We start from the raw sequence: 24853 nt of genomic DNA on the forward strand, positions 1-24853 counted from the left end.
ACGGCACAAAAAATACAACCTCCCGCCTGTACGGCTGGAAATCCATTTCCAGTGTACAGGCAGTTCGGAGCTGTCCTTCCTCTAAGCAGACGTTCTAGGGCGTCTTTAGCAGAAACGAAATCCACGCCTTACGAAGACTTAGGCATGAGGGCTCTCCCGAATGTCTTAGTCGCAGTTAGGCGTTAGTTCGTTGGCGCGTTGCCCGGTCTGTGTGAGGAAGGACAGCTCCGAACTGCCGTCACCTTCGAACAATCATTCCAACCGCACAAGCCCCCACACCTTAATCCTTCTCATACCCATTCTTCCGATACATCACCAGGAACACCAGCACACTTATGATCAATTCCCCAAACAGCACTGCAATATCTAGCGCTTCCATCTTATACTCTGCCCCATTGGCGAAGCAATCCGTCATCTGCGTCACCACTCCCGTGAACAGAAACCCGGATATCCTGCGAAGTCCTTCCGACAGATTCCCCAATATAGGCACCATCATAAATACCATCATCAGCGGATACCCGATCAGATTAGCGTTCATCTGGGTACTGGCACAGATTCCCACGATCATACCGATCACGCAGCTTATCAGCGAAGCGATCACGCTCACCAGGAAAAATACCGGAACCGACACCTGCCCCATCTCAATCCCGCTGACCCACAATATGGCAAAATTGATCACCACTGTAAGAACGAACGGATACAGAATACTTCCGATAAAATACTGCATTCCCGTGACAGAGGAAGTCATCAGTACACGTAAGGTGTGCTTCTCCTTTTCTTCTGCAATTGCTGTCCCCACCATCAGGAAACCATTTATGCAGATATTCATGGTGACGCCAAGGTTCAGGAGCATCGCCATCATGATAGGTATCAGCTCTCCGTTCGGACCAAAATTGCTGTATAGAATCTTGAATCCCCAAACCATGCCGATCACCATGAACGGTCCTATCACGACTGCTGTATTCTGGCTCATACAGAGCCATTTGATCTGCGCTACCGCTGCCAGCTTATTCATATTTCCCATATTATTTCCACTCCTTCCTACCATGCATTCAATGTCTTTCCCGTTACCTGCAGAAATACACTTTCCAACGTCGGTTCGCATGAATGTATACACTGTACCTGATCCTTCTCCATCCATTCCGCAATCTTTCTGATATTCTCAGGTGACTGCTCCAATATGATCTCTTTTCTGTCATCCAGAAGAATCTGATATCTCTTATCATGATTGTACTTCAGGCAAAGTTCCTGTGGCGATCCGAATTCTACGATTTCCCCCTGATATAGAAGCGCAACATTGTCGCACAGCTTCGTTGCTTCTTCCATATTATGGGTCGTCAGGAATATTGCCATCCCTTCCTTCTTGAGATCCAACAGCATCTTGTGGATCTCAACCGCCGTCGTCGGGTCCAGGCCGCTTGTAGGCTCATCCAGGAACAGGATCCTCGGCTTATGAAGGACTGCCCTGGCAAGAACCAAACGCTGCTTCTGCCCCTTCGACAGCTTACCTGCCTGCTTCTTACTATGTTCAGACAGATCGACCTGTCTTAAGACTTCCTCCACTCTTGTCCGCGGCACGCGCCAGATCTTCGCAAACATATTCAGGTTCTGCCCTACCGTCATCTTCTCATAGATACCGCTGTCATCAGACACCACACCGATCCTCTCATAGATCGAAGCATCAATATTGGCTGAATCTGTCCCCAGGATCCTCGCCTCCCCGGAGGTCTGCCGAAGCTGTCCTGTGATGATCTTGATCGTTGTGGTCTTACCGGCTCCTGACGGTCCCAGGAACCCAAGGATCTCTCCCGGATGCAGCTCCATGTTAATATCCTTAAGCGCCAGCTCCGTCTTATAGCGCTTGGAAATATGCGACAATTGAAGTAATACGTTTTGTTCCATATGCTAAATCTCCTATTTTCCTTCTCTTAAAATCCTGGCTCCCTCTCATATCCTCTCAAGCAGAGCCCCCTTCATATTCCTCGAAAAGATACACTTCTCCCCATTTTTCATCCGGATCTCCCTGCCCTTAAGATCAAGCTCCGCAATCTGGTCCACATTCACAAGATACGCCCTGTGGACCCTCATGAACCTCTCCCCAAGCTTCTCCTCCAATTCCTGCATACTCCCGATAAAATCAATTCTGTCATGGAGTCCGTGCAGTTCGATCCGATGCGTCCGCCCCGAGGTCTCGAAGAAAATGATCTCATCCACCGGTATATGCTTGACGACATCCATAACCTTCACGGAGAAATATTCCCGCTCTTCTCCCTTTTCCTCACGCATCCGCTCCGTGATCACTTTGAGGCAGCGGCGGATTCCCTCCTGCATCTTCCGGACATTACCCTTTACAATATAATCCAACGCTTCCAGATGATACCTGAAAGTCTCGAACGCAAGATCCTGAAAAGCCGTCACATAGATCAGGAATCCCCGCGAATCCAGCTTCCGGATCTCCTTGCCAAGCCCGAAGCCGTCCATAGACTCCCCCCTCAGCTCAATATCCAGGAAATAGATCCCGCGTCCGGGAGATTCCTTCACCGCTTCAACGATATCCTCTGGATGTCCGCTGCACATAACGATCTCCATGTCATATCCCTCGATCAGTATTAATTTCTCCAGATATTCCCTCTGCGCAGCACGTATCTCAGGCTCATCTTCACATATATATACCGGAAGCATAGGTATATCCCTCCCTTTTTTCACTCAATCAATGGCTGCACCGGCCGGTGTAAACCAACGGCCTCTGCCCCTGCCGATCTCTTCCCGCGGTACTCCTTTGCGAAGATAAATACCCCAAAGAGCACCCCGTTCACCAGAAGCGCAAGCGGGATATCACTCCAGGATACCGTCTGGTTCGACAGCACCTCCACGGACATATCCCCGGAGATCACCAGTATCAGATTATTATTCAAGAAATGCATGACCACGGGCACCCATATGTTCTCCGTCTTCATGTAAGCAAATCCCATGAAGATGCCCAGCGACACACAGGTGATCACCTGGCTGACTGTCATTGGCAGGCCATCCTTGGGAGACACATAGTAGAAGAAATCAAGCGGAAGATGCCACAATCCCCACACGATCCCTAAGACCACCACGCCTTTTCTAAGGCCGAACTTCTTCTGAAGGATCGGCTGCAGATAATATCTCCATCCGTACTCTTCCCCGAAGAATGCAATATAAGCAAGCAGGAAGTTCACAGGCATAAATCCCATGTACATCCATGACTGCAGATTCTTCATGATCGCCCCAAAGGAAGCCAGTTCACCCACAGATGCATAGGAGATTGCCGCACGTAGGAAATACAGCGCCATAAACAGAAGAATACAGGCTGCCGACGCCTTCCAGTTCTTCCCCCGCAGCCCATAAGCCGCCCGCCTTCTCTTCCCTGCCGCGATCAGACAGATCAGACAGATAATGCTTCCTATGATCTGCAGATATTGGATGCCTAAAAGCCATACCGAGACCGTACCGCCGGGCATAGTGATTTCCGCGTCCGGTTTCAGCACCGAACATACTGTAACCACGATAGAAAGCACGGTAACCACGGTAAAACTGCGATAGAATGCCTTAGGCATATCTGCATCCTCCCGGCGTGTCAGAAGAAATGCAAGCATCACTCCCAGCGCCGGATAGAGCATCTGTGTATTGGGAAATGCACTGAGATCCAGCTTCTTCCCATAGCCATACCACATCAGGATACCCAGCAAATACGGGATCCCATAAGCAATCAATGCAAAAATTGTAAGTTGTCGTTTTTCTGTTCTTGAACCCATTATTTTTCCTCCTAAAACTAATAATAATCGACAACTATATTGTAACAATTTTTACTTTGTCCCCGCCCGATATTGCCTAAGAAGCACATTCTGGTGCCCCAGCTGTAATTTATCCCTCCTGGATCTTCAATTCCTGTATAAAATATCCGTCACGGATCGTTGTAAAAGGCATCGCCCTCTCATACTTAGCAAGAATCTTCTTATAATTGCTAAGACCGATTCCCCTGCCCTGTCCTTTAGACGAATACCCGTGATCTCCAAGCTTATGGAAATCTACCGCCGAATACAGCGTATTCTTTATCCGGAATGTCGTATAATCATTCTGGCTGCTGATCATAATATGAATCCGCCCGTCTTCCCTGCCCTTCACTTCCTCAATCGCGTTATCAAGAAGGATCCCCAGGCAGCGGCACAGGTCTGTACTGCGAAGCCTCGTCATTTCAAAAGGTCTCAGAACCTCCAGCTCCCAACGGATCTCTTCCTCCTGCATGATCTTCATTTTCTCCAGGAACAATCCCTTCACTTCCGTCACACGGATATTGGCGAGCTGGTTCATCAGCCGGATCTGGCTGCCTACCTGCAGGTCAAAATCCTCCGTCATCTCCTGGATATAACCCTGGATTGCCTCAAGGTTACCCTCTTCCGCCTGCAGGTACATCCCCGACATCATATTCTTGAAATCATGCCGGAACCGCCGTACCTCTCTTTGCAGGCTTTCCAGACTCTCGATATACGCTCCCTGCTGCTTAAGGCTTATGTTCTGCTCCTCAATCCGCCGCTGCTGCATCTCCTCACGTCCGGTATAGATGAAGATCATATATATGATCAGCAGAAATATCACCGCAGTCGCCGGATTATAACCCATATCCTTTGCACTGATCTCAACCGCCTCCTGCACGGCCTGCTGTATCACCGGATACAGCCCCAGGAATACCAACACTGTATTCTTCAGCTTCTGCTCTTCCCATTGCCCGAATAATTTCCCTGCCCTCGTCTTATACAGGAGCAGGAGCACCAGGAAGAGACAGAACGGAACCACGACCCACTCATAGAACAGATATTGCCTTCGGTCAGACATATGTTCCAGATGATAAAACTTATTAGGTGCAAATACATCTGCCAGATTCCATCCAAAGTCATACATTATATGCAGAAAAACCGACGTCGCCAGATATGTCCCCCATGATTTCTCATACATCACCCGCAGGAACAGCATCATTGCGCAGATCGTAATATAATCGAATACCGTCTCTCCTCCGTTGTGGGGCGTAGCGAACAATCCTGTTTTGAAAAAAATCGTTCCGGCGAGCGAGAGTGCGAAAATATACAGCATCCCTGCGCCAAAAATAGAATAATAATGTTTCCTGTTCTTATACGGGATATCCCCCAGAAGCAGAAGCGATGCACATAGATAGAAAATCGCTGTCATCCCCACACTCAAAATATTCGCGCACATAATCTCGAAAAATGTCATTTCACACTCCTCCAACGTAACAATTCGGACAAACTGCCCTGTTATCCTCCATCCACAGCCGGTGTGCTATCACGCCCGAATCCGGAAGGTCTTAGGGGCAAACCGGTAGACCAGCACGCATGCCGCGATACAATAAGCAGCGCAGAAGATGATGGTTCCCAGGGCAAATGCGAATGTCGGTATCCGAACCTGCATAAAGCCGCAGCAGACAAAATAAGTCGCCAGCACCACGATCCGGTAAGTTCCGCTCTTGATCTCCGTCCCTGCATTGTAAGGCTGCAGGAGATAGTAGATCGTCAGATAATGTACGGAGAAGAACATACTCATAAACAGGATCGAGACGATCAGCATCACATAGTTAAGCGGTTCGCTGGTCCCGCCCGACACATAGAGCATGGCGGCAAGCCCCGCCCCGATGACGGATGCCGGGAGAAGATTCACCTTCATGATCTCCCGAAGCCGTATCCTGAACAGCTTCAAGATACATTCCGGCCGCTTATAGAAGGAATAGGTCAGGAGACTGTGGTCGCAGTTCATGAACAGCACATTGGTAAATCCTGTCCCTCTGTTTACCCAATACATAATAAATACAAAATAAGGCAGATTGGTCATCACCAGATGATTGATCGTGCTCTTGACCTCCGGCACGAATAAGATTCCCAGAATGCATACACATACGATGCCCAGGCTGACCAGCGCGATCCTCTCCGCAGATCTCCAGAGTATCTTCCGGTGACGTTTGATAAACAACTCATTCAGATACTCGAACCCTCTACGGTTGCTGCCGGATGTATCCCCGATCTGTATCGCCTTCTCGCTTTTCTTCTTGACTGAATTCCTGGCCTGCTCTATCTGGCTCATATACTGTATCAGAAGTTGCTGATAGACCTCCCGGAATTCCCCGAAGGTCCAGATCTTGCGAACCGACAGAAGGCCAAGCAGGATCCCGCATATCAGGATCCCGGCGCTTACTGCCGCCGGAAGCACCCAGCCTATGGCCGGAAGCCCGTAAGCCGCCGCCAGGAATCCGGCGATCACAAGCCATTCTTTCACGCCCACCTCGTTCTCACTCACAGCCCGTCCCGTCCGCTCATAATCCCGCAGGGAATAGGCGACCACCGATGATTTGATACCTGCCGCCGCAAACGGAAGCAGCAGGCATTGCCACAGCATCAGCCCGCACATTTTCCCGAAGATCATACCGAAGATTGTATAACCGGCTAAGACCTTCGCCATCTCATATCCGTATGTGACCAGCGCATACTCTCTGGCATTCATCCGAAGAAGGATCAGCGCGTAGTATTTGTCCTTCGTCGGATTGAATATATAGGTGTTCAGAAGCGCCCCGATCAGAGTCAGCAGTACATAGATATGCAGAAATATCTGTCCTGTCGGCGCAGTCTCATAAAGTCCCGCTGCCAATGTGACCATCAGCAGAAAATACAGGAATTTCCCCAGGAACGCCTTGATGAACTCCCAGATCCCGGATAAGATCTCTCCAAGAAGCTTAAAGTCCGGATCCCGGTATAATTCCTGCGGGAGCAGCCGCTTAATCAGGGGAATCTGTTTCAGAGAATACAGGATCGTGTTGACACGGTATGTATTCCTAAGGGAAAATGCTATCTTAAATGTTTTGTTCATATCTGTCTCCTCATTGTCTCGCTGAAAATCTCTACATCGTTACACTGCCGCGTTATCCCGAAGCGCCGCCAGAATCTTCTCCTTGAATTCCTGGCTGTCCATATCTGTCTTGTCTACCTCTGTCAATACCCCGTGATTCAGCAATACGATCTCATCACAGAGATCCAGCGCAAGATCCATGATATGTGTAGAGACAATAATGATCCTGTCTTTCTTCAGCCCGCGGAGGATCTGCTTCATCTCTTCCGCCACCACTACGTCCAGTGAGGTCAGCGGTTCATCTAACAGCAGAATATTGGGCTTTGCAATGATATTGACCAACATCTGCATCTTATTCTTCATACCGTGGGAATAATCCTTGAGCAGCTTGTCCCTGTCTTCAAAAGCAATGCTCATATAATCAAAATACGCATCCGTGCTTGCCTTATCCTTGATACTCTCTCCGTGGATCTGTAAAAAGAACAGGAGAAATTCCCGTCCGGTCAGGAACTCCGGCACCGTCGGCGTAGACAAGACATACCCGATATCCTCCGGCACGATATCCTTCCTCTGCCCTTCGGTTTCCAGACAGAAACTGCCGCCATCCGCCTTCATATCCCGGTTCAGACAGTTAAAAAGCGTCGTCTTTCCCGCTCCGTTACGGCCCAGAAGACCGTAGATCTTCCCGCTTTCAAATGTGAAATCAATGTCATGGAGTACCTCTTTGTTCTCAAAATGCTTGGATAGGTGTTCAATCGTAAATCTCATATGTGTTCCTTCTTTCTCGTCTTTATAGTAGATATTATATATATTTCAGCCGAAAATGTCATCCTCTAATATATAACATTTCATAGCTATTTAGATTTTTTTCTAAATAGGTGTTGATATTTTCTATTTGCTGTGATATTATCTATTTAGAAATATTTCTAAATACTTTTGAAGGAGGGATGCTTATTGAGTTTCGGACAGACGTTTAAAGCATTATCCGATCCCGTCCGGCGTGAGATCCTCACGCTCCTGAGATCCGGCCGCATGTCAGCCGGAGAGATCGGGAGTCATTTTGACATGACAGGAGCCACGATCTCCTACCACCTGAGTATTCTGAAGAAAGCAGACCTGGTACACGAATCAAAATACAAGAACTATATATACTATGAGCTGAATACTTCCGTGGTGGAGGAACTGATGGCATGGCTTTCACATTTAAAAGGAGGGAATGAATCATGATCAAGAAGAATCGTACACTAATCATTGTAACCAGCATTATCACTCTGGTCCCAATATTGATCGGCGTCCTGTGCTGGAACCGGCTGCCGGATACCATAGCGATCCATTTTGGATCGGACGGAACGCCCAACGGCTGGAGTTCCAAGCCCCTGGCCGTACTGGGGCTGCCGGTCTTCATATTCGGGGCGCACATACTATGCACCTTCGGCACCGCGATCGACCCGAAGCACAAGAATATCAGCCAGAAGATGTACCGCCTGCTCCTGATGCTCTGTCCGGTGGTTTCCATCGTCTGCGCCGCCGCCATCTACGGGTACGCCCTGGCGCTCCCAATGGGCGGCTGGCTGAACTCGGCATTCTTCATGAATCTGCTGATGGGCATCCTCTTCTTCGTGATCGGGAACTACCTGCCCAAGTGTCACCAGAATTATACCGTGGGGATCAAGCTTCCCTGGACGCTGGCTGACGAGAACAACTGGTATCTCACACACCGATTTGCCGGACGGCTGTACGCTATCGTCGGTATCTTGTGCATCATCAATGCTTTCATACAGCTCAGATGGATGATCCCAGGCGTGATTATCGCTGTGATCCTGCTGCCGGCCGGTTATTCGCTGGCGCTGCACCTGAAAGAGATGAAGAAAGATCGTTGATATATGCGAGGGGCGCTGCGATATGCGGCGCCCCCCTTTATTTCAGATTATAACAGTGATAACTCTTATACACAAACGGCAGCAATATAACAGCAAGCGCAGAATAAACCAGCATCACACACGGGATCTGCCGGAATACAAGATTCCCTGCCTGAAAAATATTAGGAGCTTTCGCACATCCGATCACATTGACCAGCATATCCGGCGTAAACTTGAAAAATGTCAGGAAGTCAGACAACGCCCTCGCGATAAACTGCATCACGCAGAATAAGAAGAATGGAACGCAGACCGCCACATTCGCGCTTCGCATCTTCGCCGCGATCAGCATGGTCACAGACGCCGAAAGCAGGCTTGCGATATAGCCGCCCAGAACAGCAAGCATGCAATACTGCCCATAGGTCATGACATAGATACTATAAGGGAAGTCAATCTGATACAGCGTGCCGCCCCCGCTGATCCCCATCACTCCCAACGAGATCAGCAGCAGGATTCCCATCCCCGCCCAATAGATGATAGTCGCAATCAGCAATCCCGCCAATACCTTGCTCCCCGCCGCTTTCGTGCGCCCGTATCTAGAAGCAAAGAACACTGCATCCGCCCGGACGCGGAACTCTTCAACGAACACGCCGGCAGCTAAGAAGCCGATCACGATCGTCAGAATCATCCCGTAGGTCTCCACATATACCATAAGCGTATCCCACGAGTCTTTGGCCTCATAGGTAAGCGGCAGATTGATCTTATCATACTGTTCCTTGAGAAATTGTCTCTGCCTGGGTGTCTTCCCGTATTCTTCTGCCATCTTCTGCTGATTTTCTCTGTAAATATTGTATAAATCCTCCGCCTGCTCATCCTCTAACTGATACAGGACATTTTCATCCCACCCTGTATCCGGCGTCAGTACATCAATCACAAAATATATAATATCACTGTAAGCCTGTACCGTCTTCCCATACTCCTCATCCGGCACATCATAAGAATATCTGCTGTTCATCTCCTTCCTGCTGCTCACCGCTAGGGCGATCCTGTCCCCTGTAAGCTCCCCTGCCCATCTATTCTTGTCATCCGCAAGTCTTCTGGATGCCGTAACTCCTGCATGCGTCGTCCCATTCCCGTCGGTATACTGCACGCCGCCGATCGCAAACATACTGAACGCCACCGCAGCCAGCATAGTTCCGATCAGCACGATCCGGTTTATCTTCTTAGAAAATACTTTCTTCAATTCATATCTCAGTATCATCCGTACCACCTACTTTCTCTCCAAAATACAGCAGAAATGCATCCTCCAGTGTTGCTTCCTCTCTTACCGACTGCTCTGCCGGCGGTTCCTTGGCAAGAATCCGAAGCTCTGCCCCGCCCGGCGCAGACTTCACATTGCCCACCAGATATCTCTTCACAAGGTCATTCACTTCTCTCTTGGGAACCGTACAATGCCAGACTGATTCGTCCATGGAAGAGAGCAGCTTCTCCGTCGTTCCCTGATAGAAGATCTTCCCGCTTTTCATCAGCATGATCCGATTCGCAATGAATTCCACATCTGATACAATATGTGTGGAGAGCAGTACCAGGCGATCTTCCGCCAATTCACTGATCAGATTCCTGAAACGGATCCTTTCATTGGGATCAAGACCAGCCGTCGGCTCATCCAGCACCAATACCTTAGGATTATTCAGCATTGCCTGCGCGATCCCCACACGCCTTGCCATCCCGCCGGACAGGGTCTTCATCTTCCGCTTTTCATATTTCGCCATGCCGACCTGTCCCAATAACTGTCCTGTCCTTTTTCTTGCCGCCCCGGGCCGGATTCCTTTGATGGATGCAATATACATCATATAATCGGTGACAGACAGATCCGGATAATACCCGAAATCCTGCGGCAAATATCCCAGGATATCGCGGTAATCCGCCCCCATTTCCAGAATATCGCTTCCTTCCCACAGAATCTCCCCCGCCGTTGGCCGTATCAGCGTACACAGCATTCTCATCAACGTAGTCTTCCCCGCACCGTTCACTCCAAGAAGTCCGTACACTCCCTTCCTCATCGTGACAGAGACACCACTTACGGCAGATACTCCGTCAAATTCTTTTGATACATTTCTAAGCTCTAATTCCATCAATATATTCCTCCCAACCATTCCCGTAAGTTTTCTGCGACCGTTTAATACAAAAGGCAAGAAACCCAAAAGACAGCAGCAAGATCCCGATCCATGCCGATTCTGCAATACTTTGATATATTTCATCGCGCACGACGACGGCAGCCCATATCACCATCCATATGCCGCTCAAAAGCAGCGTCACATATTCCATCTCTCCCTTTCTGCTATATAACATCCCAAAGCAGATGCAGCCTGAGACATTGAACGGAATCAGGAAATCCATTATCATCCTGTATGCCGACATCTGTACCGTATAAAAAGATACCGCAAAAAATACCGTAACCATCAGCAGGTCGACGGCTGCGAACATTAAAATTCTCGCTGCACATATCTGTCTCAGAGTATAGAATGCCGCGCCCTCTACTTCCATGACCGAGTATCTCTGGTTCTTCCATATCTCCGGTATGATCAAATCAGCAAACACGATCGACAGGATTCCCAGGATCCGTCCCATATCCTCTGTATTTCCGGAGTTCCTTAAGATAATCCAGAGCAGAAGCAATACCGCCCCCTGCAGGCCCCACCATTTCTTCTTGACAAACTGCATCTGGCTATATAAAAATTCAATATATGACAGCCTGATATCCTCTCCTACCGCCATAATATCGCTGCAGCGCCTGACTGTTTTCTGGACTGCCGTGTCTCTGACATATTCTTCTTGTATCAATTCCTTATATTCTTTGATTCTTTTTGTGTATGGCTTCATTTCCTCACCTCCAGATATTCCGACAATAGTTTCTTCGCCCTGCTGATACGGTACTTCACAAGAGACAGGTTGATATCCAGCAGTCTTGCAATATCTTTCTGTTTTAAGTCCTGGAAGAAAAACAAGATTGTTATTTCCTTAAGCTCCTTTGGCAAACGGTCAATCGCCTGCTCGATATCCATTCTGATCTCCTCATCTCTCATATCGCTTCCCGGTATATCAGACATCTCCTCCATTGGAAGCTCTTTCTTCTTTTTGTAGTAGTTCTTGATGATATTCCCGGCGATACGGTATAAATAATTCTTAAGCTTCCCATAGTCTGTATAGGTCTGCAGAGCCTCGAAATAGCGGGTAAACGTCTCCTGGGTCATATCTTCGGCAAGATCGCGGTCACGAAGATGCAGGAAACAATATTGATAAATGGCAGTATAATACTTCCTGATCAATTGTTCTCCGGCTTGTTCGTCTCCATTTTTAGCTTTCTTCACCAACAGAAAATCCATATCCGCTTCCCCCCTTCCTGCATAATAACAACCGATTCTTATAAAAAGTTAGCGGGATTCCTTCCATTCCACATATTCTTCCAGACAGAAGTTATTTTCCTTCATTTCCTCCGCCGCTTCTCTCCCCACATAACGATAATGCCAGGGTTCATGATTCACCCCTGTAATCTCTGTTTTGTCCGAAGGATACCTCTTGATAAATCCGTATCTGTAAGCATTGGCATCAAGCCACGCATAGACCTCATCCGAAGACGAAACGGATGTATCCGCGTTGACATCAACCGCCAGACCCAATTGATGTTCGCTGGTGCCGGGAATCGAGACATACCCTTCTGCCATCTTCTTCGCCTCCTGCTTCGAATATCCCTGCGCCTGATATTCCGCGATCCTTTCCTCCATGATCGCCTGCTGTTCCTCCCAGGTGCGGTATCCCTCTCTTACATATAATTGCAGGCCGCTCATCCTGGCGTCGTCAAACATCTCCTGCAGCGCCGGATAAATTCTGGAATCCACTTCTTTCCCATTGGATAACTGCGTCAGCTCCAATTCATAATGGCCGGGAATCGCGTAGTCCTTATTGACAAGGATCAGATTCCATCCCAGTGAAGTATCTGCCTTCTCCGTCCCTGTCAGGAAACCTGCGTTCTGTCTTAAGAACGTTCCTCCCGTCTTGAGGATCATACTGCCTGAAATAATTATAACAACACTCAGTGCGATTCTACATACCACTTTGCTGACATTTTTGTACATGTGCCGGTATCTGCTCCTCTGGCCATATCTGCTTCTCTGGCCATATCCGATTCTCTGCATGCATCTCTCCATTGATTTTCCTCCTGTATCTTAAGAATCTTCATGAAACTCTGATCTATATAACAACTGAGGAAGCAAAAGAGTTAGTCACAGTATGAAAATAATTTATAAAAATAATTCAGATCAAATCTTGTTAAAAAGAAATTTAAAATGTATACTAAAAATAACAAGGAATCCAATTTGATGGGGGATAAAAGCTATGAAGTTAAAAAACATTCTGATTGTCGTGAAAGATATTGAAAGATCAAAGCAATTTTATCATGATCTGTTCGGTCTCAATATGATACTTGACAACGACGGCAATATGATCCTGACAGAAGGTCTTGTACTCCAGGACGAAAAAATCTGGAGAGATTTCCTTGGAAAAGATATCACTCCAGAAAGTAATTCCTGTGAACTGTATTTTGAAGAATCGGAAATCGAAGAATTTGTCTGCAAACTGGAAAGGTTATATCCCTCAGTTCAATACGTTAACCGGCTCATGACACATAGCTGGGGACAAAAGGTTGTCCGATTCTATGATTTGGACGGTAATCTGATCGAAGTAGGGACGCCGATGTCCGGGTTTTAGCGCCTTTCTTACACAACATCTTAAATCAGCGCTCCCCCAAAAGCATCAGACCTGCATAATTGATGATCAATCCAGTGTGATTCCAGATATTGATCCAGCGTTACAGAAAGAACCTGACCGCTGGCTTCAATTTTTGAAAGGTATTTTGATGGGGCAACGCCGCCAATCGCTCTGTTCGTGCTATAAGAGATTGGCGTCTTATTTATAATGCTATTCCATTTTTGTTTCGGAAGACCCTTATCTTTGCAATAATCTTTGGGGAAAATATGATGTATATCAACATTTTCCGACTTATAAACAGTAAAATCCATGTCCCGCCCACTGATAAAGTCTCGGCTGTGATTCTTCAAGATCAACGCCATAACGCCCTTATATGCGGCTGACAGTCTGGATTGCATGGTGAGCAGACGCAGCGGATTGAAATAGGACTCCTGACAAGTCTTAGGCATCTCAAAACTGCCTGTAACCCAATCCATCACCTGCACAATGTCATTGGCATATCGGGTCTCATTGGCCGCACCGTACAGTTCGCCGAACACGCCGCACCAATACCACTGCTTAATTTTATTCCCGCGAGCAACGAGCCAAGCGGGCATGCTTGCATGCACATTTGGCGACTGCCGCGAGGGTCAAATACCCCGCTGCTCTGCAGCGCTACAAATTTGATGCCCCGTTGCTTGCAGCGGGGTCTTTGACTTTTTACATTCGTCACTTTGATCTGATTCCCGGCTTGCAGAACCGTACAAAGAGCCGCCAGAGGAATCAGCTGTGTTGTATACGGAAGATCACGGCTTACAAAAATACGTTCCTCCTGCAGGATCTTCTCAGCTTCAACAAAACCTTCGGTTAAAGAATCGGAATATGCCAAATAGTCCTGCAAAGAAAGATTCAGAACATCTTTCTTCTTACAGCTTACAATGCCTCCCCGTTTATAGGAAGCCAACAGAGTTAATGCAGTCAAAAAATCGGTTGCAGTAACACCGGAGAGAATATCGCTGTTAAAATAAGTTTCCTTGCGCAACTCCCAGTCCTTGCGCAGTTCAAAGTCATCCATTGCGAAAACTGCCGTGACCAGTTCAAACACGGTCAAGCTGACACCGCCGGTGTTGACATTTTCAAACACACGGCAAACAGCTTCTTTTGAAGTTCCCTTATCCAGTGTAATAACCGGCATAACATAACGCTGTACCATAGTGATTACTTCAGTACTGAATTTAAGAAACAACTGCGCTGCATTTGCATCGAAATTATGATACGCCTGATATCCATTTTGCCAAACCATCACTTTGGCAAAATCAAGGATCTGATTAAGCGGAAATAATTTCTTTGCATATTCCTTATCCGGCGACGACAAGTCGAGATCAATACTACGGCCAACTATCGGCCGATACTTAAAACGGATACTGGTATTGCCGTACTCCAAAAACATAGCTGCCCCCCACCGGGAATCGATGGATGACACTTGCAATCAGTGACTTGATCCTTCCGTCATCCCATACCCAGCTACGCTGAAAATCTGGCAGCTGAGCTAATCCTGTATCAACTGCCTGCATTAAATCAGTAATCTGCCTGTCATTTGTTTTCATCTTACAATTTCCTCTCTCAACTTTACAAATCCAGATGCGAATCATGATCCCTAACTTTCCTATTCCTTCGTATCCATTTCGGTACGCTTTAATCATCAAAATCCACCTCGTGAACCGTGCCATCTGTATCTTCCATTTGCTCTTATCTTCTACAGCAAGTAATAAAATACACTATTCCATGTTAAAACTTCTGAAATAGCATTCGCAATTTCTTCTATTTTCATATCTTTAATATTTAATGTTCTGAATTTCCTAATTTTCTCAATAAGTTTCCCCGAATCAATACCATTTAGAAATTCTTCCTGTTGTTTAACCATATATTTCATTCTTTCATTTGGAGTAAGCCTCTCGAATTCTTTTAATAAATTTCCATAATCTTCTTTCATAGTTCCCCCAAATATATTGACAACGTAATCATGCTATTATCCAAATCATATACATATATGGCAGGTAATTCTATATAACACCTGCCATATAATATAAATAATGTACTCTCGTACTATTCCCACTCGGCGTGTTCTTCGTTGATCTTAACTGTATCTGTTTAAGTTTTGTGCAAATACACGCCTTTTTTTACTTCAATTACACCATTTATTCTGGCTTGCTGATTTTCTGTTGCCAAAATGTTGCCAATTTTACTTATCTCTATAATGAGAACCACATTGAACAATCTTTATAATATTATCTTCTATCCGATAAACGATACGATTTGCATCATCTATTCGTCGGCTCCAATAAGATGCCAAGTCACCACTTAGTCTTTCTGGCTTTCCTATTCCCTCGTATCCATTTCGGTCAATATCCTTCAATAGCTGAAGGATACGCCTCAACGTCTTTTTATCCTGCTTTGTCCAGTATTCAAAATCTTCCCACGCCGCATCTGACCATGACTTAATCATCAAAATTCACCTCATGTATCGTACCACCTGTCGCTTCCATCTGCGCTACAGATTCCCTAAGTCTGGTCATATTCTCCTGCGAATAAAACGGATCAACAGATACTTCAAACGGTATCCGTTTCTCTCGTCCAAGTTTTTTAAGATAAATATTTATAGCCGTAGATAAAGACATGCCAATATCGGCACATGCCTGCTCTGCCTTTTTCTTTACATCATCCTCTATGCGCAAACTAATTTGAGCCATTATATATCACCTCTTCCTTTTTGATATTACAAGCATATCACACGTCACAGCATTTGCAAAGCATTTTGCTATATATTTGCTTGTTTTTTCTTATCTTTTCTATAATCATCCATAAAAATACATAGTTTCACTGGCAACAATTCACTACGTTAATTTCTCTAAAAATAATATAATGTAAATATAGCAGGCAATCTCATAGACTACCTGCCATATAAAATAAATAATATACTCTTGTACTACTCGAACTCGACCTTTCCTAACTAATTTTATTTAATAATTATTTTCTGTCGAGTATGTATATCTTTTGATTATTTGATATATCCATATTATCCTGCCTATATGAGCTAATGTTATCATTTTGTTATCGCTGTTGATAACACTGGCTCTGCAACTGCGGATAATAGCTATATATTGTGATTTAAATTATAAGCGATTTTGCTTAGAAAAGCAAATAATACACTTGATTATTTTTAAATATCACATCATTCAAATTAATTAGCAACTTATCTGTAACGAACGTCACCTAACTTCACGGGTAATGCCTTAATAATCTCTTGAACCGCTTCCAAATCATCATAAGGTTGTTTCCATACATACGTTTTCAAAAGCTCAGGAACTTCACCTGTTTTCCCATCATCGTCACTAAACACTAGCGTTACAACAGCAAATCTATCACCCTTTTGCATTTTTTCTGTTATTGCATAATTAACCTCGGTTTCCAAAAAACCTTCATCTTTATAATTTGGAGTGATAAAGAAAATTGCTGCACATGAATCTTTGAATCCCTGCAAAATTCCTTTATGTAAAGTTGTACCAGCCGGCATTGCATCTTCATCAAGCCAGACATCAAATCCTAACACCTCTAAAGTTTGTTTGTACTTTCTAACCATCGGTTTATCTGCACCTTTATGACTTAAAAATATCTTCATTTTCTTCACCCCCATTACAAATTCATGAGTTTCTATAAGTTTTTGTAGTTCACTATTAAGATTACTACCGTCCATTGCAAGAATAACAACAGAATCCATATTTTCCAAATGAAAGTAAGTAGGAAATAATCCGTATCTGTCAATTCATGTGTATTTCTGATACAATCACTTCAAATTATGGAGGTATTGCCTATGGATAAAAATGAACTTACAAAGACAGAACTCTGGACAAAACGTATCCAGGACTTTCATGAAAGTGGTTTATCCCAGAAAGAATGGTGTCAGGAGCATCAAATTCCACAATCAACTTTTAGCTATTGGATCCGGAAGCAAACAAAAGAACAGCCAGATGAACCTGTTTTTGCAAAACTTCCTTCCCAACAGGAAATCTCATCTGATCTTTCAGTCGGCGGTGTGCCTGTAACGATCTATCTTCCCGGAAGCATCCGGATTGAAATTGGTGCCGGGTGTCCTGTCGGACTTATGGCTTCTTTGATCCATACACTGAGTGCTTATGCTTGATCTGGCCGGCGGAACAACTGTGTATCTTGCATGTGGTGTCACGGACTTACGAAAGAGCTACCAGGGATTGGCGGCTATTATAAAACTAAAATTCCATCTGGATCCGTATTCCCGTTGTATGTTTGCCTTCTGTAATCGCAGACGCACATCAATCAAAATCCTCCAATGGGACGGGTCAGGATTTTGGATCTTAATGAAGCGGCTGGACCATCATTCCTTTCACTGGCCGGATACACCAGATGAGTTGAAAAAAGTTACGTTAAAAGAAATACACTGGCTGTGTGACGGATTATCCCTGGATCCCAAGGGCGCTTTTAAGGAGCACCATCCCAAGATTGTCATCTAGCCAAAAACGGAGTCTGTCAATTCGCAAAAAGCTGAAAATCTTAGGATTTTCAGCAATTTTTCCTCTGTTTTTCTGACGCATTTCCCCTCGAAAACAGCACGGTTTTATGGTATTCTTTTCTTAGCTTAAAACAATCAGGAGCACCGGACTATGGAACCACTTTTTTCTAAGAAACAATTACAGGAAATGAGTAAAGAAAATATGATCACACTGCTTACAACCATGCAGGCGCATCAGCAAAAGCAGGAAACTAAGATCCAGCTCCTGACGGAAAAAATGAAGGAGCTGGAGTTCATGAATGCGCTGCTTTCTGACAGGCTGGCGCTTGCCCAGCGGAAACAGTTTGGTGCCTCCAGTGAAAAGTACGCGGATGGATATACGCAGATGGATCTGTTCAATGAAGCAGAGCAGGAAGCGGATCCGAATGCAGCGGAACCGGAAATGGAAGAGATCCATCCGAAATCTTACAAACGCAAAAAACCTGCTGGAAAAAAGGAAGAAGATCTTTCTTCTTTTGAGACGACAGAGGTGATCGAACATAAGCTGGAAGGGCAAGAACGGTTCTGCCCGGAATGCGGGACGAAATACAAAGTAGTGACGACAGAGAAAGTAAAATATCTGAAATTTATACCGGCCCGTTTCGAAGTCGTAGAAGAGGTCACATATATTTACAGCTGTCCAAAATGCGGAAAAATGCAGCGGCCAGAGAAGGCCCAGGCACTTATGAAAGGGAGTGTCGCCACACCATCCCTGGTTGCAGGTATCATGAATGCCAAATATGTAAATGGGATGCCGCTTGCACGCCAGGAGCGGGAATTCGCGCGGTATGATCTGAATCTGTCAACCAAAACGATGGCAAACTGGATCATCCTGTGTGCCGGGCGGTATCTCCAGCCGGTCTATGACCTGATGAAGGAGGAATTCCTTTGCAGCAGGTATGTCCATAGCGACGAGACACGGATCCAGGTCATAGACGAACCGGGGCAGAAAGGTACGACACAGAACTGGATGTGGGTGTATCTTACGGATGAGAATAGTGGATCTCCGAGAATGGTACTCTTCCAGTATGAGAGAACCCGGGGCGGCTACCACCCGGTGGAGTTTCTGGGAGATACATTTGAGGGTTATCTTACCTGTGATGGATACCAGGCGTACCATAGTCTCCCGGAGAAGATCACCGTGACAGGGTGTATGGCCCATGCAAGGCGGCGTTTTGATGAAGCCCTTACAACATTGAAAAAGGATTTCACCAAAGAGCAGCTGAAAGAAACAACTGCATATCAGGCAATGGAGCGGATCGGCATGCTCTATAAGATAGAAGAAATGCTCCGAGGCAAATCGCCGGAGGAAAAATATACCGAGCGTCAGAAGCAGTCAAAACCGCTTTTAGATGCCTTCTTTGAGTGGCTGCATTCCCTGGAGGATGCAGTAGACAGATCATCGAAAATAGGAGAAGCGGTATTGTACACGATAAACCAGGAACAATACCTAAGAAGATACTTGGATGACGGACATTTGAGTATCGACAATACGGCCGCTGAGAGAGCCATTAAGAACTTTGCGGTAGGACGCCGCAACTGGCTGTTTTCTAAGAGTATCAAAGGAGCAGAGGCCAGCGCAACCGTATACAGCATAACAGAAACGGCGATCCTGAACGGACTCAAGCCCTATAATTATCTGACCTACATATTGGAAAAGATGAAAGATTTGGCTCCATTTCCGACAAAAGAAGACATTCTTCCACTATTGCCCTGGTCAGAAACAATACCGGAAAACTGTCGTACCAAACGACCAGAGGGGACATCCACTTAGCAGAAACTGTTAGGTGGATTTTTTTGTCAAAGTACGGATGAATCTCTATTCATCTTTAAGGAATATTTTACCAAATGCGTAGATTTATGAACAGGTACGGATTATTTCCTACTTACCGTAGATTTATGAACAGGTACGGATTATTTCCTACTTACGTCAATCCTAAGACAAACTGCTTTCTTTTAAACCTCATTCAATTCAATAATAATACTTAAAACATTATTGCTATAATCAGCAGAAATATTACCGTCCATTTTTTCAATCAACGCTTTGGCAATAGATAAACCTAACCCCGTAGATTTTCTTGCGGTATTTACTGTATAAAATCTATCAAACAATTTCCCAATTTGTATTTCGTTAAGGTCAGAAGTGTGGTTTGAAAATACAATTTTCCCATTTTCAAATAATGATATTACTAAATCTCCATCACTATATTTGATTGCATTATCTATAACATTATTGAAAATACGAAGTAAGGCAGTTTTATCAACGGAACGCACAATTTTTTGTTCGCACAAATTTATATTCGGAGTAATGCCTTTTTCCTTAAACATCGCATAATAGGACGAAATACAATCTTCTAAAACATTGTTGATAACGGTTTCTGTATAAACGCTATTTTCGGTATCAGAAATAATAGTTGTATATCTAAATAGTTCTTCTACTAGCTGTTTTAATGCAAAAGTACGATTTTTAATGATTGATAATTGTCTAGCAATATGTTCGCTTTTTTCTTCTTTGTCTAATAAGCTTAAGTAACCGCAAATCGTTGTAAGAGGAGTTCGTAAGTCATGTGATATATTCGTAATAGCGTTTTTTAATTCTTTATCGCCTTGTATATAGCGGTGCTTTTGTTTTTGTAATTCTTTCAACTCTACATTTATATCATTTGCTAAAGAAGAAACCAATTTATCATGTGAGGAAAGCATAATCGGAGTATTCGTATCTGTATATAATTTTTCTGAAAACCCTCTTTTTATCTCTCTAATTGCTTTTCTCATATAAAAGATTTTCAAAAGTAAAGCAAATATTATTACCAGCAAGAAAAACACCAGTATTTTCCAAAACATAACATCATTCCCTACAAATTCATTTTAAATTCTTTTGCTCAAAAACCATTATACCTGTTCCCGTGCTTATTACAAGTATCAGTATATTGTAAATAATCATTTCCGTAGCTTGTGTAACTTGCAAATTGATTAAATTTAAAAGCTGTCCTGTTGGTAAAAAGATATTTAAAAATTCATAAATTTGTTTCACAATGCTATCTGAATGAGCCATATCAGAAGAAAACAACACACTTAACACATAAAATGATATTCCAAACATCAATAAACTAACTACCAAACAGATGGTTGAAGAAGAAGCCTTATTTTGATTTATCATAACAATCATGGTATTTATTCCAGCAAATGTTATTGTTGCAAGAATAGTAATCCCTATAATTAAAGATATAGTGTGAATATCGGTTTTAAACGGAGCTATTAACCAAGTACCCAGCCCAATGATTGTTATTTGATGTGCCACCACTAAAATAACACTGGCAATCACACATATCAGCAAAGCAGAAATATATATTTTTAAACGACTATTTCCTGCAATGATTTTATTTCTAATTGTTCCGTCTGAATAATCTGTTCCTAAGAACCAAGAACAGAAGACAGCAACAATAAAACCGATTATAAGAAAATGCCATACCAGTCTGCTTTCTAAAGTATAATCTGTTCCATAAGTTATCATTTCGCGGTGTGCTAATATCGGAATAATTATTCCAGAAAGTATCATAAGTCCAAGCAAACACCAGTACAATCTACTTTTAAGTAAGCGTTGAAAATATGCGGAAAGTAAGTTATTCATTACGGTTTCCTCCAATCAAATTGATATAATAATTCTCTAGGCTTTCATCCTGCTCTTGAATATTAAGCACATTGCATTCTTTTTTTGCCAGTTCTACAACAAGTGATGTTATATCTAATTTGGCAAATACATCTATTTCTTTATCTGATATGACAGAATAATCATATCCTTTTTCTGTAAGAACGTTACATAACACTTCCATATTTGAAACGGTCAGTTTTACACATTTCCTACATTTCTTATTTAATTCCAAAGCACTTATTTCTTGTATCATTTGCCCGTTATCTATAAATCCAAAATGTGTGGCAATGCGAGAAAGCTCATCAAGAATATGGCTGGAAATCAAAACCGTAATATCATGTTCGTGATTAAGTTTTAAAATCAGTTCTCTAATTTCAATAATACCTTGCGGGTCAAGTCCGTTTATCAGCTCATCTAAGATAAGGAAATCTGGAGAACCCGATAAAGCGATTGCAATTCCTAGTCGTTGACGCATACCTAAAGAAAAATTTCTAGCTTTCTTTTTACCCGTATTTTCAAGTCCGACTAATTTTAATAAATCTGGAATAGTGCTGTAAGAGGGAATACCTAATATTCGATACTGCTGTTTTAAATTATCTTCCGCACTCATATCTAAATAAATAGACGGTGTTTCAACAACAGCTCCTATTCGTTTTCTGGAACGAACAATCTCTTTAGAGTGATTATTTATTCCGTATAGCAAAAAATCCCCCTCCGTTGCTTTTTGTAATCCACAGATCAAACGAATTAAAGTTGTTTTTCCAACCCCATTTCTACCAATCAAACCGTAGATAGAACCTTTAGGAACATTCATTGAAAGTCCATTTAATGCGTTATAATTACCGTATGTTTTCTTTAAATCTTTCGTTTTCAATACATATTCCATTTTTTCAGCCTCCTTTATAGTCAAAATACTAAATCAAAAGTGTTAAGAAAGCTGTTAAGGAAATTGTTAAGAAAGTGTAAAGATTTATTCTTCTGCCATTTTAAATCCAATCCCCCATACTGCTTCAATATATTCTTTATCAGAAATGTCCCTTAATTTTTTTCTTAGATTACTTATATGCACTCTTAGTGAACTTTCCATACAATCAGGTGTCTCTTCGCTTATACGTTCAAGCAAAATATTTTTAGTAATAACTTGTTTGGGATTTTCCATTAGTATTTTCAATATCGCATATTCTGTTTTTGTTAATTTAACTTCTATATTTTTAATAGATACAGTACGGATGTTTAAGTCCAATCGAATATCCCCATGTTCTAAAACGGAATTTATAGAATTAGTCTGACTGTGTCTAAGTTGAGCAACAATCCGTGCCAGTAACTCGTCTACATCAAATGGTTTTGTAACATAATCTACTGCACCATTTAATAACAAAGATATTTTGTTTTTAGTATCTATTTTTGCACTAATTACAATAACGGGTATATGTGAAATTTCCTCTATAATTTCTTCACCGCTTAACCCCGGCAACATTAAATCCAGCAAAATCAAATCTGGTTTTATACTAGGTATGAGAAGCAGGGCTTCTGTTCCAGAATAAGCATGAGTTACTTTATATCCCGCACTTGCGAGAACTTCTTCCAGCATTTGATTTATATACACATCATCATCGACAATTAAAATATGTTTCATTTTCATCACTCCATTTAAGATAGTATAAAATAATTATACTGTTATGTAATATACTCTACAACAGAAATCTAACTTGTTAAATGCTGATTGTATGTTTCCATGCAATACTTAGCCATTTTCTTCCTCTTGATCACCCAACACAGAAAAGAAAAAAGCCTTGTCAAGAGCCTGCCACCATTGGTGGTGCTTTGCACTCTTTACTGGGCTTTTTATTTGCTGTATCTTCTCGTAACGCTCTGCATCTGAAAAATATAAAAATAGCGGTGCGAAATGTCACTGTAAAAACTATGAAAATGTGCAGGGTGGAAAAACTAAGCGGAAAAAACCGCAATCTAGCAAACACCCTTTATATCGGCTCAAAGGCAAGCACAAAATGTTTTTGCTCAGCCCTTTTTTCTTCAGCAGTTCGTTCACTCCTTCTCTGTTGGAACAAAAATCAAAAAACGACAAAAACATCCTTAGCCATGAGTTCCTACCCACAGCTAAGGGCGTTATAAATTTGTTAAGCATTTCTATTTATTCCCACTCAATCGTCCCACACGGCTTCGGAGTCAGATCATAGAGCACCCGATTCACTCCCTCCACCTCATGCGTAATCCGGTCCGTAATATGTTCAAGCAGCTCAAACGGAACATTCTCCACCGTCGCCGTCATGGCGTCCACCGTATTCACCGCCCGCAGGATCACCGGATAAGCGAAGGTTCTCGCACCATCCGATACTCCGACCGATCTGAAGTCCGGCACTGCAGTAAAATACTGCCACACCTTGCCTTCCAGCCCGTTCTTCGCGAACTCCTCACGGAGGATCGCATCCGACTCACGAACGATCGTAAGCCTCTCCCGCGTAATCGCACCAAGACAGCGCACGCCAAGTCCCGGTCCCGGGAACGGCTGACGGTAAACCATGCCATCCGGCAGGCCAAGCGCCTTTCCAACCACACGCACCTCGTCCTTATAGAGGAATTTCAAAGGCTCTACCAGTTCAAACTGCAGATCTTCCGGCAATCCCCCAACATTGTGATGAGCTTTCACTCCGTCGCTTTCTATGATATCCGGGTAAATGGTTCCCTGAGCCAGGAATTCGATTCCCTCCTGCTTCCTGGCCTCTTCCTCAAAGACACGGATGAACTCCGCACCGATGATCTTGCGCTTCTTCTCTGGCTCTGCCACTCCTGCCAGCTTGTCTAAGAATCTGTCAACCGCATCCACATAGATCAGATTCGCATCCATCTGATTGCGGAACACCTCTACCACCTGCTCCGGCTCGCCCTTGCGCAGCAGTCCATGATTGACATGCACACAGACCAACTGCTTCCCGATCGCCTTGATCAGAAGCGCGGCAACAACAGAAGAATCTACTCCCCCCGAAAGGGCAAGCAGCACCTTCTTATCGCCTACCTGTTCCTGGATCCTGGCTACCTGCTCCGCAACAAATGCATCTGCCAATTCATTTGTCACAATACGCTCCATACTTTCCAGTCTTGTGTTACTTCCCATTAAAACAT

31 protein-coding genes are annotated in these 24853 nt (G+C 44.0%); 7 read left to right on the plus strand and 24 right to left on the minus strand.

Annotated elements, in window-relative coordinates:
- Nucleotides 1–280: 280 nt before the first annotated feature.
- The 7 genes from VSQ62_RS24870 to VSQ62_RS24900 form a co-directional block, all read right to left on the minus strand.
- Nucleotides 281–1024, minus strand: a complete 744-nt coding sequence (locus VSQ62_RS24870; protein ID WP_334637441.1) for an ABC transporter permease — start codon at nucleotides 1022–1024, stop codon at nucleotides 281–283.
- Between the two features lie 17 nt (nucleotides 1025–1041).
- Nucleotides 1042–1902: an ABC transporter ATP-binding protein gene (locus tag VSQ62_RS24875; RefSeq protein WP_334637443.1), complete on the minus strand. Its 861-nt coding sequence runs from the start codon at nucleotides 1900–1902 to the stop codon at nucleotides 1042–1044.
- Between the two features lie 45 nt (nucleotides 1903–1947).
- Nucleotides 1948–2682 carry a LytR/AlgR family response regulator transcription factor gene (locus tag VSQ62_RS24880; RefSeq protein WP_334637444.1) on the minus strand — a complete coding sequence of 245 codons (735 nt, stop codon included), beginning with the start codon at nucleotides 2680–2682 and terminating at the stop codon, nucleotides 1948–1950.
- Nucleotides 2683–2702: 20 nt separating this feature from the next.
- A complete protein-coding gene (locus VSQ62_RS24885) occupies nucleotides 2703–3779 on the minus strand; it encodes a CPBP family intramembrane glutamic endopeptidase (protein WP_334637446.1) in 1077 nt (358 codons plus the stop codon).
- A 109-nt stretch (nucleotides 3780–3888) separates the two neighbouring features.
- On the minus strand, nucleotides 3889–5253 hold the full coding sequence (locus VSQ62_RS24890) for a sensor histidine kinase (protein ID WP_334637447.1): 1365 nt from the start codon (nucleotides 5251–5253) through the stop codon (nucleotides 3889–3891).
- A 69-nt stretch (nucleotides 5254–5322) separates the two neighbouring features.
- Entirely contained in the window at nucleotides 5323–6894 is a 1572-nt protein-coding gene (locus VSQ62_RS24895; protein ID WP_334637448.1) for a hypothetical protein, read from the minus strand.
- A 39-nt stretch (nucleotides 6895–6933) separates the two neighbouring features.
- Complete coding sequence (locus VSQ62_RS24900) at nucleotides 6934–7641, minus strand: ABC transporter ATP-binding protein (protein ID WP_334637449.1); 708 nt, start codon at nucleotides 7639–7641, stop codon at nucleotides 6934–6936.
- A gap of 186 nt (nucleotides 7642–7827) precedes the next feature.
- On the opposite strand from VSQ62_RS24900, the gene VSQ62_RS24905 reads away from it, so the two are divergent.
- Together VSQ62_RS24905 and VSQ62_RS24910 are read left to right on the plus strand one after the other, a co-directional pair.
- Complete coding sequence (locus tag VSQ62_RS24905; protein ID WP_334637451.1) at nucleotides 7828–8100, plus strand: autorepressor SdpR family transcription factor; 273 nt, start codon at nucleotides 7828–7830, stop codon at nucleotides 8098–8100.
- The gene (locus VSQ62_RS24910) at nucleotides 8097–8753 is read left to right on the plus strand and encodes an SdpI family protein (RefSeq protein WP_334637452.1); all 657 of its coding nucleotides are present in this window, start codon (nucleotides 8097–8099) and stop codon (nucleotides 8751–8753) included. The genes VSQ62_RS24905 and VSQ62_RS24910 overlap by 4 nt, the downstream gene beginning before the upstream one ends.
- Nucleotides 8754–8790: 37 nt before the next feature.
- On the opposite strand, the gene VSQ62_RS24915 is transcribed toward VSQ62_RS24910, so the two are convergent.
- The 5 genes from VSQ62_RS24915 to VSQ62_RS24935 are packed head-to-tail and all read right to left on the minus strand — an operon-like array spanning nucleotide 8791 to nucleotide 12937.
- Nucleotides 8791–9990: an ABC transporter permease gene (locus VSQ62_RS24915; protein WP_334637454.1), complete on the minus strand. Its 1200-nt coding sequence runs from the start codon at nucleotides 9988–9990 to the stop codon at nucleotides 8791–8793.
- Entirely contained in the window at nucleotides 9974–10864 is an 891-nt protein-coding gene (locus tag VSQ62_RS24920; protein WP_334637455.1) for an ABC transporter ATP-binding protein, read from the minus strand. The genes VSQ62_RS24915 and VSQ62_RS24920 overlap by 17 nt, the downstream gene beginning before the upstream one ends.
- On the minus strand, nucleotides 10848–11612 hold the full coding sequence (locus VSQ62_RS24925; protein ID WP_334637458.1) for a hypothetical protein: 765 nt from the start codon (nucleotides 11610–11612) through the stop codon (nucleotides 10848–10850). Before VSQ62_RS24925 ends, VSQ62_RS24920 begins: the two co-directional genes overlap by 17 nt.
- A complete protein-coding gene (locus VSQ62_RS24930; RefSeq protein WP_334637460.1) occupies nucleotides 11609–12115 on the minus strand; it encodes an RNA polymerase sigma factor in 507 nt (168 codons plus the stop codon). The genes VSQ62_RS24925 and VSQ62_RS24930 overlap by 4 nt, the downstream gene beginning before the upstream one ends.
- Nucleotides 12116–12163: 48 nt before the next feature.
- The gene (locus tag VSQ62_RS24935) at nucleotides 12164–12937 is read right to left on the minus strand and encodes a M15 family metallopeptidase (RefSeq protein WP_350339921.1); all 774 of its coding nucleotides are present in this window, start codon (nucleotides 12935–12937) and stop codon (nucleotides 12164–12166) included.
- 187 nt (nucleotides 12938–13124) lie between these two features.
- Here VSQ62_RS24935 and VSQ62_RS24940 point away from each other — a divergent pair, with 187 nt between their 5' ends.
- The gene (locus VSQ62_RS24940; protein ID WP_334637463.1) at nucleotides 13125–13496 is read left to right on the plus strand and encodes a VOC family protein; all 372 of its coding nucleotides are present in this window, start codon (nucleotides 13125–13127) and stop codon (nucleotides 13494–13496) included.
- Nucleotides 13497–13516: 20 nt separating this feature from the next.
- Here VSQ62_RS24940 and VSQ62_RS24945 read toward each other — a convergent pair whose 3' ends face one another.
- From VSQ62_RS24945 to VSQ62_RS24975, 7 genes are all read right to left on the minus strand, one after another.
- Nucleotides 13517–13981 carry a hypothetical protein gene (locus tag VSQ62_RS24945; RefSeq protein ID WP_334637464.1) on the minus strand — a complete coding sequence of 155 codons (465 nt, stop codon included), beginning with the start codon at nucleotides 13979–13981 and terminating at the stop codon, nucleotides 13517–13519.
- Nucleotides 13972–14925, minus strand: coding sequence for a hypothetical protein (locus VSQ62_RS24950; RefSeq protein WP_334637465.1), 954 nt, complete (start codon nucleotides 14923–14925; stop codon nucleotides 13972–13974). Before VSQ62_RS24950 ends, VSQ62_RS24945 begins: the two co-directional genes overlap by 10 nt.
- Nucleotides 14888–15178 (minus strand): DUF262 domain-containing protein, encoded by a 291-nt coding sequence (locus tag VSQ62_RS24955; RefSeq protein WP_334637466.1) that lies wholly within the window; start codon nucleotides 15176–15178, stop codon nucleotides 14888–14890. The genes VSQ62_RS24950 and VSQ62_RS24955 overlap by 38 nt, the downstream gene beginning before the upstream one ends.
- A gap of 53 nt (nucleotides 15179–15231) precedes the next feature.
- Nucleotides 15232–15468: a hypothetical protein gene (locus VSQ62_RS24960; RefSeq protein ID WP_334637467.1), complete on the minus strand. Its 237-nt coding sequence runs from the start codon at nucleotides 15466–15468 to the stop codon at nucleotides 15232–15234.
- 249 nt (nucleotides 15469–15717) lie between these two features.
- Entirely contained in the window at nucleotides 15718–15981 is a 264-nt protein-coding gene (locus tag VSQ62_RS24965) for a Txe/YoeB family addiction module toxin (RefSeq protein WP_334637468.1), read from the minus strand.
- Nucleotides 15974–16225 (minus strand): type II toxin-antitoxin system RelB/DinJ family antitoxin, encoded by a 252-nt coding sequence (locus tag VSQ62_RS24970; RefSeq protein ID WP_120486464.1) that lies wholly within the window; start codon nucleotides 16223–16225, stop codon nucleotides 15974–15976. The genes VSQ62_RS24965 and VSQ62_RS24970 overlap by 8 nt, the downstream gene beginning before the upstream one ends.
- A gap of 503 nt (nucleotides 16226–16728) precedes the next feature.
- The gene (locus tag VSQ62_RS24975; protein WP_334637470.1) at nucleotides 16729–17253 is read right to left on the minus strand and encodes a toll/interleukin-1 receptor domain-containing protein; all 525 of its coding nucleotides are present in this window, start codon (nucleotides 17251–17253) and stop codon (nucleotides 16729–16731) included.
- Nucleotides 17254–17346: 93 nt separating this feature from the next.
- Between VSQ62_RS24975 and tnpA the strand changes: the two genes are divergently transcribed.
- The 3 genes from tnpA (at nucleotide 17347) to tnpC (ending at nucleotide 19834) form a co-directional block, all read left to right on the plus strand.
- Complete coding sequence (gene tnpA, locus VSQ62_RS24980) at nucleotides 17347–17676, plus strand: IS66 family insertion sequence element accessory protein TnpA (RefSeq protein ID WP_334637472.1); 330 nt, start codon at nucleotides 17347–17349, stop codon at nucleotides 17674–17676.
- Nucleotides 17677–17695: 19 nt separating this feature from the next.
- A complete protein-coding gene (tnpB, locus tag VSQ62_RS24985) occupies nucleotides 17696–18022 on the plus strand; it encodes an IS66 family insertion sequence element accessory protein TnpB (protein WP_334633104.1) in 327 nt (108 codons plus the stop codon).
- A gap of 150 nt (nucleotides 18023–18172) precedes the next feature.
- Nucleotides 18173–19834, plus strand: a complete 1662-nt coding sequence (gene tnpC, locus VSQ62_RS24990; protein ID WP_334637473.1) for an IS66 family transposase — start codon at nucleotides 18173–18175, stop codon at nucleotides 19832–19834.
- Between the two features lie 182 nt (nucleotides 19835–20016).
- On the opposite strand, the gene VSQ62_RS24995 is transcribed toward tnpC, so the two are convergent.
- The 4 genes from VSQ62_RS24995 to VSQ62_RS25010 all read right to left on the minus strand — a co-directional run bounded on the left by VSQ62_RS24995 (nucleotide 20017) and on the right by VSQ62_RS25010 (nucleotide 23348).
- A complete protein-coding gene (locus tag VSQ62_RS24995; RefSeq protein WP_334637474.1) occupies nucleotides 20017–20904 on the minus strand; it encodes a sensor histidine kinase in 888 nt (295 codons plus the stop codon).
- 19 nt (nucleotides 20905–20923) lie between these two features.
- Nucleotides 20924–21691, minus strand: a complete 768-nt coding sequence (locus VSQ62_RS25000; RefSeq protein WP_334637475.1) for an ABC transporter permease subunit — start codon at nucleotides 21689–21691, stop codon at nucleotides 20924–20926.
- Complete coding sequence (locus VSQ62_RS25005; protein WP_334637477.1) at nucleotides 21684–22598, minus strand: ATP-binding cassette domain-containing protein; 915 nt, start codon at nucleotides 22596–22598, stop codon at nucleotides 21684–21686. The genes VSQ62_RS25000 and VSQ62_RS25005 overlap by 8 nt, the downstream gene beginning before the upstream one ends.
- A gap of 84 nt (nucleotides 22599–22682) precedes the next feature.
- Entirely contained in the window at nucleotides 22683–23348 is a 666-nt protein-coding gene (locus VSQ62_RS25010) for a response regulator transcription factor (protein ID WP_334637478.1), read from the minus strand.
- Nucleotides 23349–23428: 80 nt separating this feature from the next.
- Here VSQ62_RS25010 and VSQ62_RS25015 point away from each other — a divergent pair, with 80 nt between their 5' ends.
- On the plus strand, nucleotides 23429–23845 hold the full coding sequence (locus tag VSQ62_RS25015) for a hypothetical protein (RefSeq protein WP_334637479.1): 417 nt from the start codon (nucleotides 23429–23431) through the stop codon (nucleotides 23843–23845).
- A gap of 19 nt (nucleotides 23846–23864) precedes the next feature.
- Here the strand turns inward: VSQ62_RS25015 and guaA are convergent, their stop codons facing one another.
- Nucleotides 23865–24818, minus strand: coding sequence for a glutamine-hydrolyzing GMP synthase (guaA, locus tag VSQ62_RS25020; RefSeq protein WP_334637773.1), 954 nt, complete (start codon nucleotides 24816–24818; stop codon nucleotides 23865–23867).
- Nucleotides 24819–24853 lie beyond the last annotated feature (35 nt).

Source organism: Sporofaciens sp. JLR.KK001 (assembly GCF_036941055.1).
Classification (GTDB): Bacteria; Bacillota; Clostridia; order Lachnospirales; family Lachnospiraceae; genus Sporofaciens.

Coding starts and splice junctions, on each gene's coding strand:
- VSQ62_RS24870 (WP_334637441.1), bottom strand. CDS start 1,024: ATGGGAAATATGAATAAGCTGGCAGCGGTAGCGCAGATCAAATGGCTC.
- VSQ62_RS24875 (WP_334637443.1), bottom strand. CDS start 1,902: ATGGAACAAAACGTATTACTTCAATTGTCGCATATTTCCAAGCGCTAT.
- VSQ62_RS24880 (WP_334637444.1), bottom strand. CDS start 2,682: ATGCTTCCGGTATATATATGTGAAGATGAGCCTGAGATACGTGCTGCG.
- VSQ62_RS24885 (WP_334637446.1), bottom strand. CDS start 3,779: ATGGGTTCAAGAACAGAAAAACGACAACTTACAATTTTTGCATTGATT.
- VSQ62_RS24890 (WP_334637447.1), bottom strand. CDS start 5,253: ATGACATTTTTCGAGATTATGTGCGCGAATATTTTGAGTGTGGGGATG.
- VSQ62_RS24895 (WP_334637448.1), bottom strand. CDS start 6,894: ATGAACAAAACATTTAAGATAGCATTTTCCCTTAGGAATACATACCGT.
- VSQ62_RS24900 (WP_334637449.1), bottom strand. CDS start 7,641: ATGAGATTTACGATTGAACACCTATCCAAGCATTTTGAGAACAAAGAG.
- VSQ62_RS24910 (WP_334637452.1), top strand. CDS start 8,097: ATGATCAAGAAGAATCGTACACTAATCATTGTAACCAGCATTATCACT.
- VSQ62_RS24915 (WP_334637454.1), bottom strand. CDS start 9,990: ATGATACTGAGATATGAATTGAAGAAAGTATTTTCTAAGAAGATAAAC.
- VSQ62_RS24920 (WP_334637455.1), bottom strand. CDS start 10,864: ATGGAATTAGAGCTTAGAAATGTATCAAAAGAATTTGACGGAGTATCT.
- VSQ62_RS24925 (WP_334637458.1), bottom strand. CDS start 11,612: ATGAAGCCATACACAAAAAGAATCAAAGAATATAAGGAATTGATACAA.
- VSQ62_RS24930 (WP_334637460.1), bottom strand. CDS start 12,115: ATGGATTTTCTGTTGGTGAAGAAAGCTAAAAATGGAGACGAACAAGCC.
- VSQ62_RS24935 (WP_350339921.1), bottom strand. CDS start 12,937: ATGGAGAGATGCATGCAGAGAATCGGATATGGCCAGAGAAGCAGATAT.
- VSQ62_RS24940 (WP_334637463.1), top strand. CDS start 13,125: ATGAAGTTAAAAAACATTCTGATTGTCGTGAAAGATATTGAAAGATCA.
- VSQ62_RS24950 (WP_334637465.1), bottom strand. CDS start 14,925: ATGTTTTTGGAGTACGGCAATACCAGTATCCGTTTTAAGTATCGGCCG.
- VSQ62_RS24955 (WP_334637466.1), bottom strand. CDS start 15,178: ATGATTAAAGCGTACCGAAATGGATACGAAGGAATAGGAAAGTTAGGG.
- VSQ62_RS24960 (WP_334637467.1), bottom strand. CDS start 15,468: ATGAAAGAAGATTATGGAAATTTATTAAAAGAATTCGAGAGGCTTACT.
- VSQ62_RS24965 (WP_334637468.1), bottom strand. CDS start 15,981: ATGATTAAGTCATGGTCAGATGCGGCGTGGGAAGATTTTGAATACTGG.
- VSQ62_RS24970 (WP_120486464.1), bottom strand. CDS start 16,225: ATGGCTCAAATTAGTTTGCGCATAGAGGATGATGTAAAGAAAAAGGCA.
- VSQ62_RS24975 (WP_334637470.1), bottom strand. CDS start 17,253: ATGGATTCTGTTGTTATTCTTGCAATGGACGGTAGTAATCTTAATAGT.
- tnpA (WP_334637472.1), top strand. CDS start 17,347: ATGGATAAAAATGAACTTACAAAGACAGAACTCTGGACAAAACGTATC.
- tnpC (WP_334637473.1), top strand. CDS start 18,173: ATGGAACCACTTTTTTCTAAGAAACAATTACAGGAAATGAGTAAAGAA.
- VSQ62_RS24995 (WP_334637474.1), bottom strand. CDS start 20,904: ATGTTTTGGAAAATACTGGTGTTTTTCTTGCTGGTAATAATATTTGCT.
- VSQ62_RS25000 (WP_334637475.1), bottom strand. CDS start 21,691: ATGAATAACTTACTTTCCGCATATTTTCAACGCTTACTTAAAAGTAGA.
- VSQ62_RS25005 (WP_334637477.1), bottom strand. CDS start 22,598: ATGGAATATGTATTGAAAACGAAAGATTTAAAGAAAACATACGGTAAT.
- VSQ62_RS25010 (WP_334637478.1), bottom strand. CDS start 23,348: ATGAAACATATTTTAATTGTCGATGATGATGTGTATATAAATCAAATG.
- VSQ62_RS25015 (WP_334637479.1), top strand. CDS start 23,429: ATGCTGATTGTATGTTTCCATGCAATACTTAGCCATTTTCTTCCTCTT.
- guaA (WP_334637773.1), bottom strand. CDS start 24,818: ATGGAGCGTATTGTGACAAATGAATTGGCAGATGCATTTGTTGCGGAG.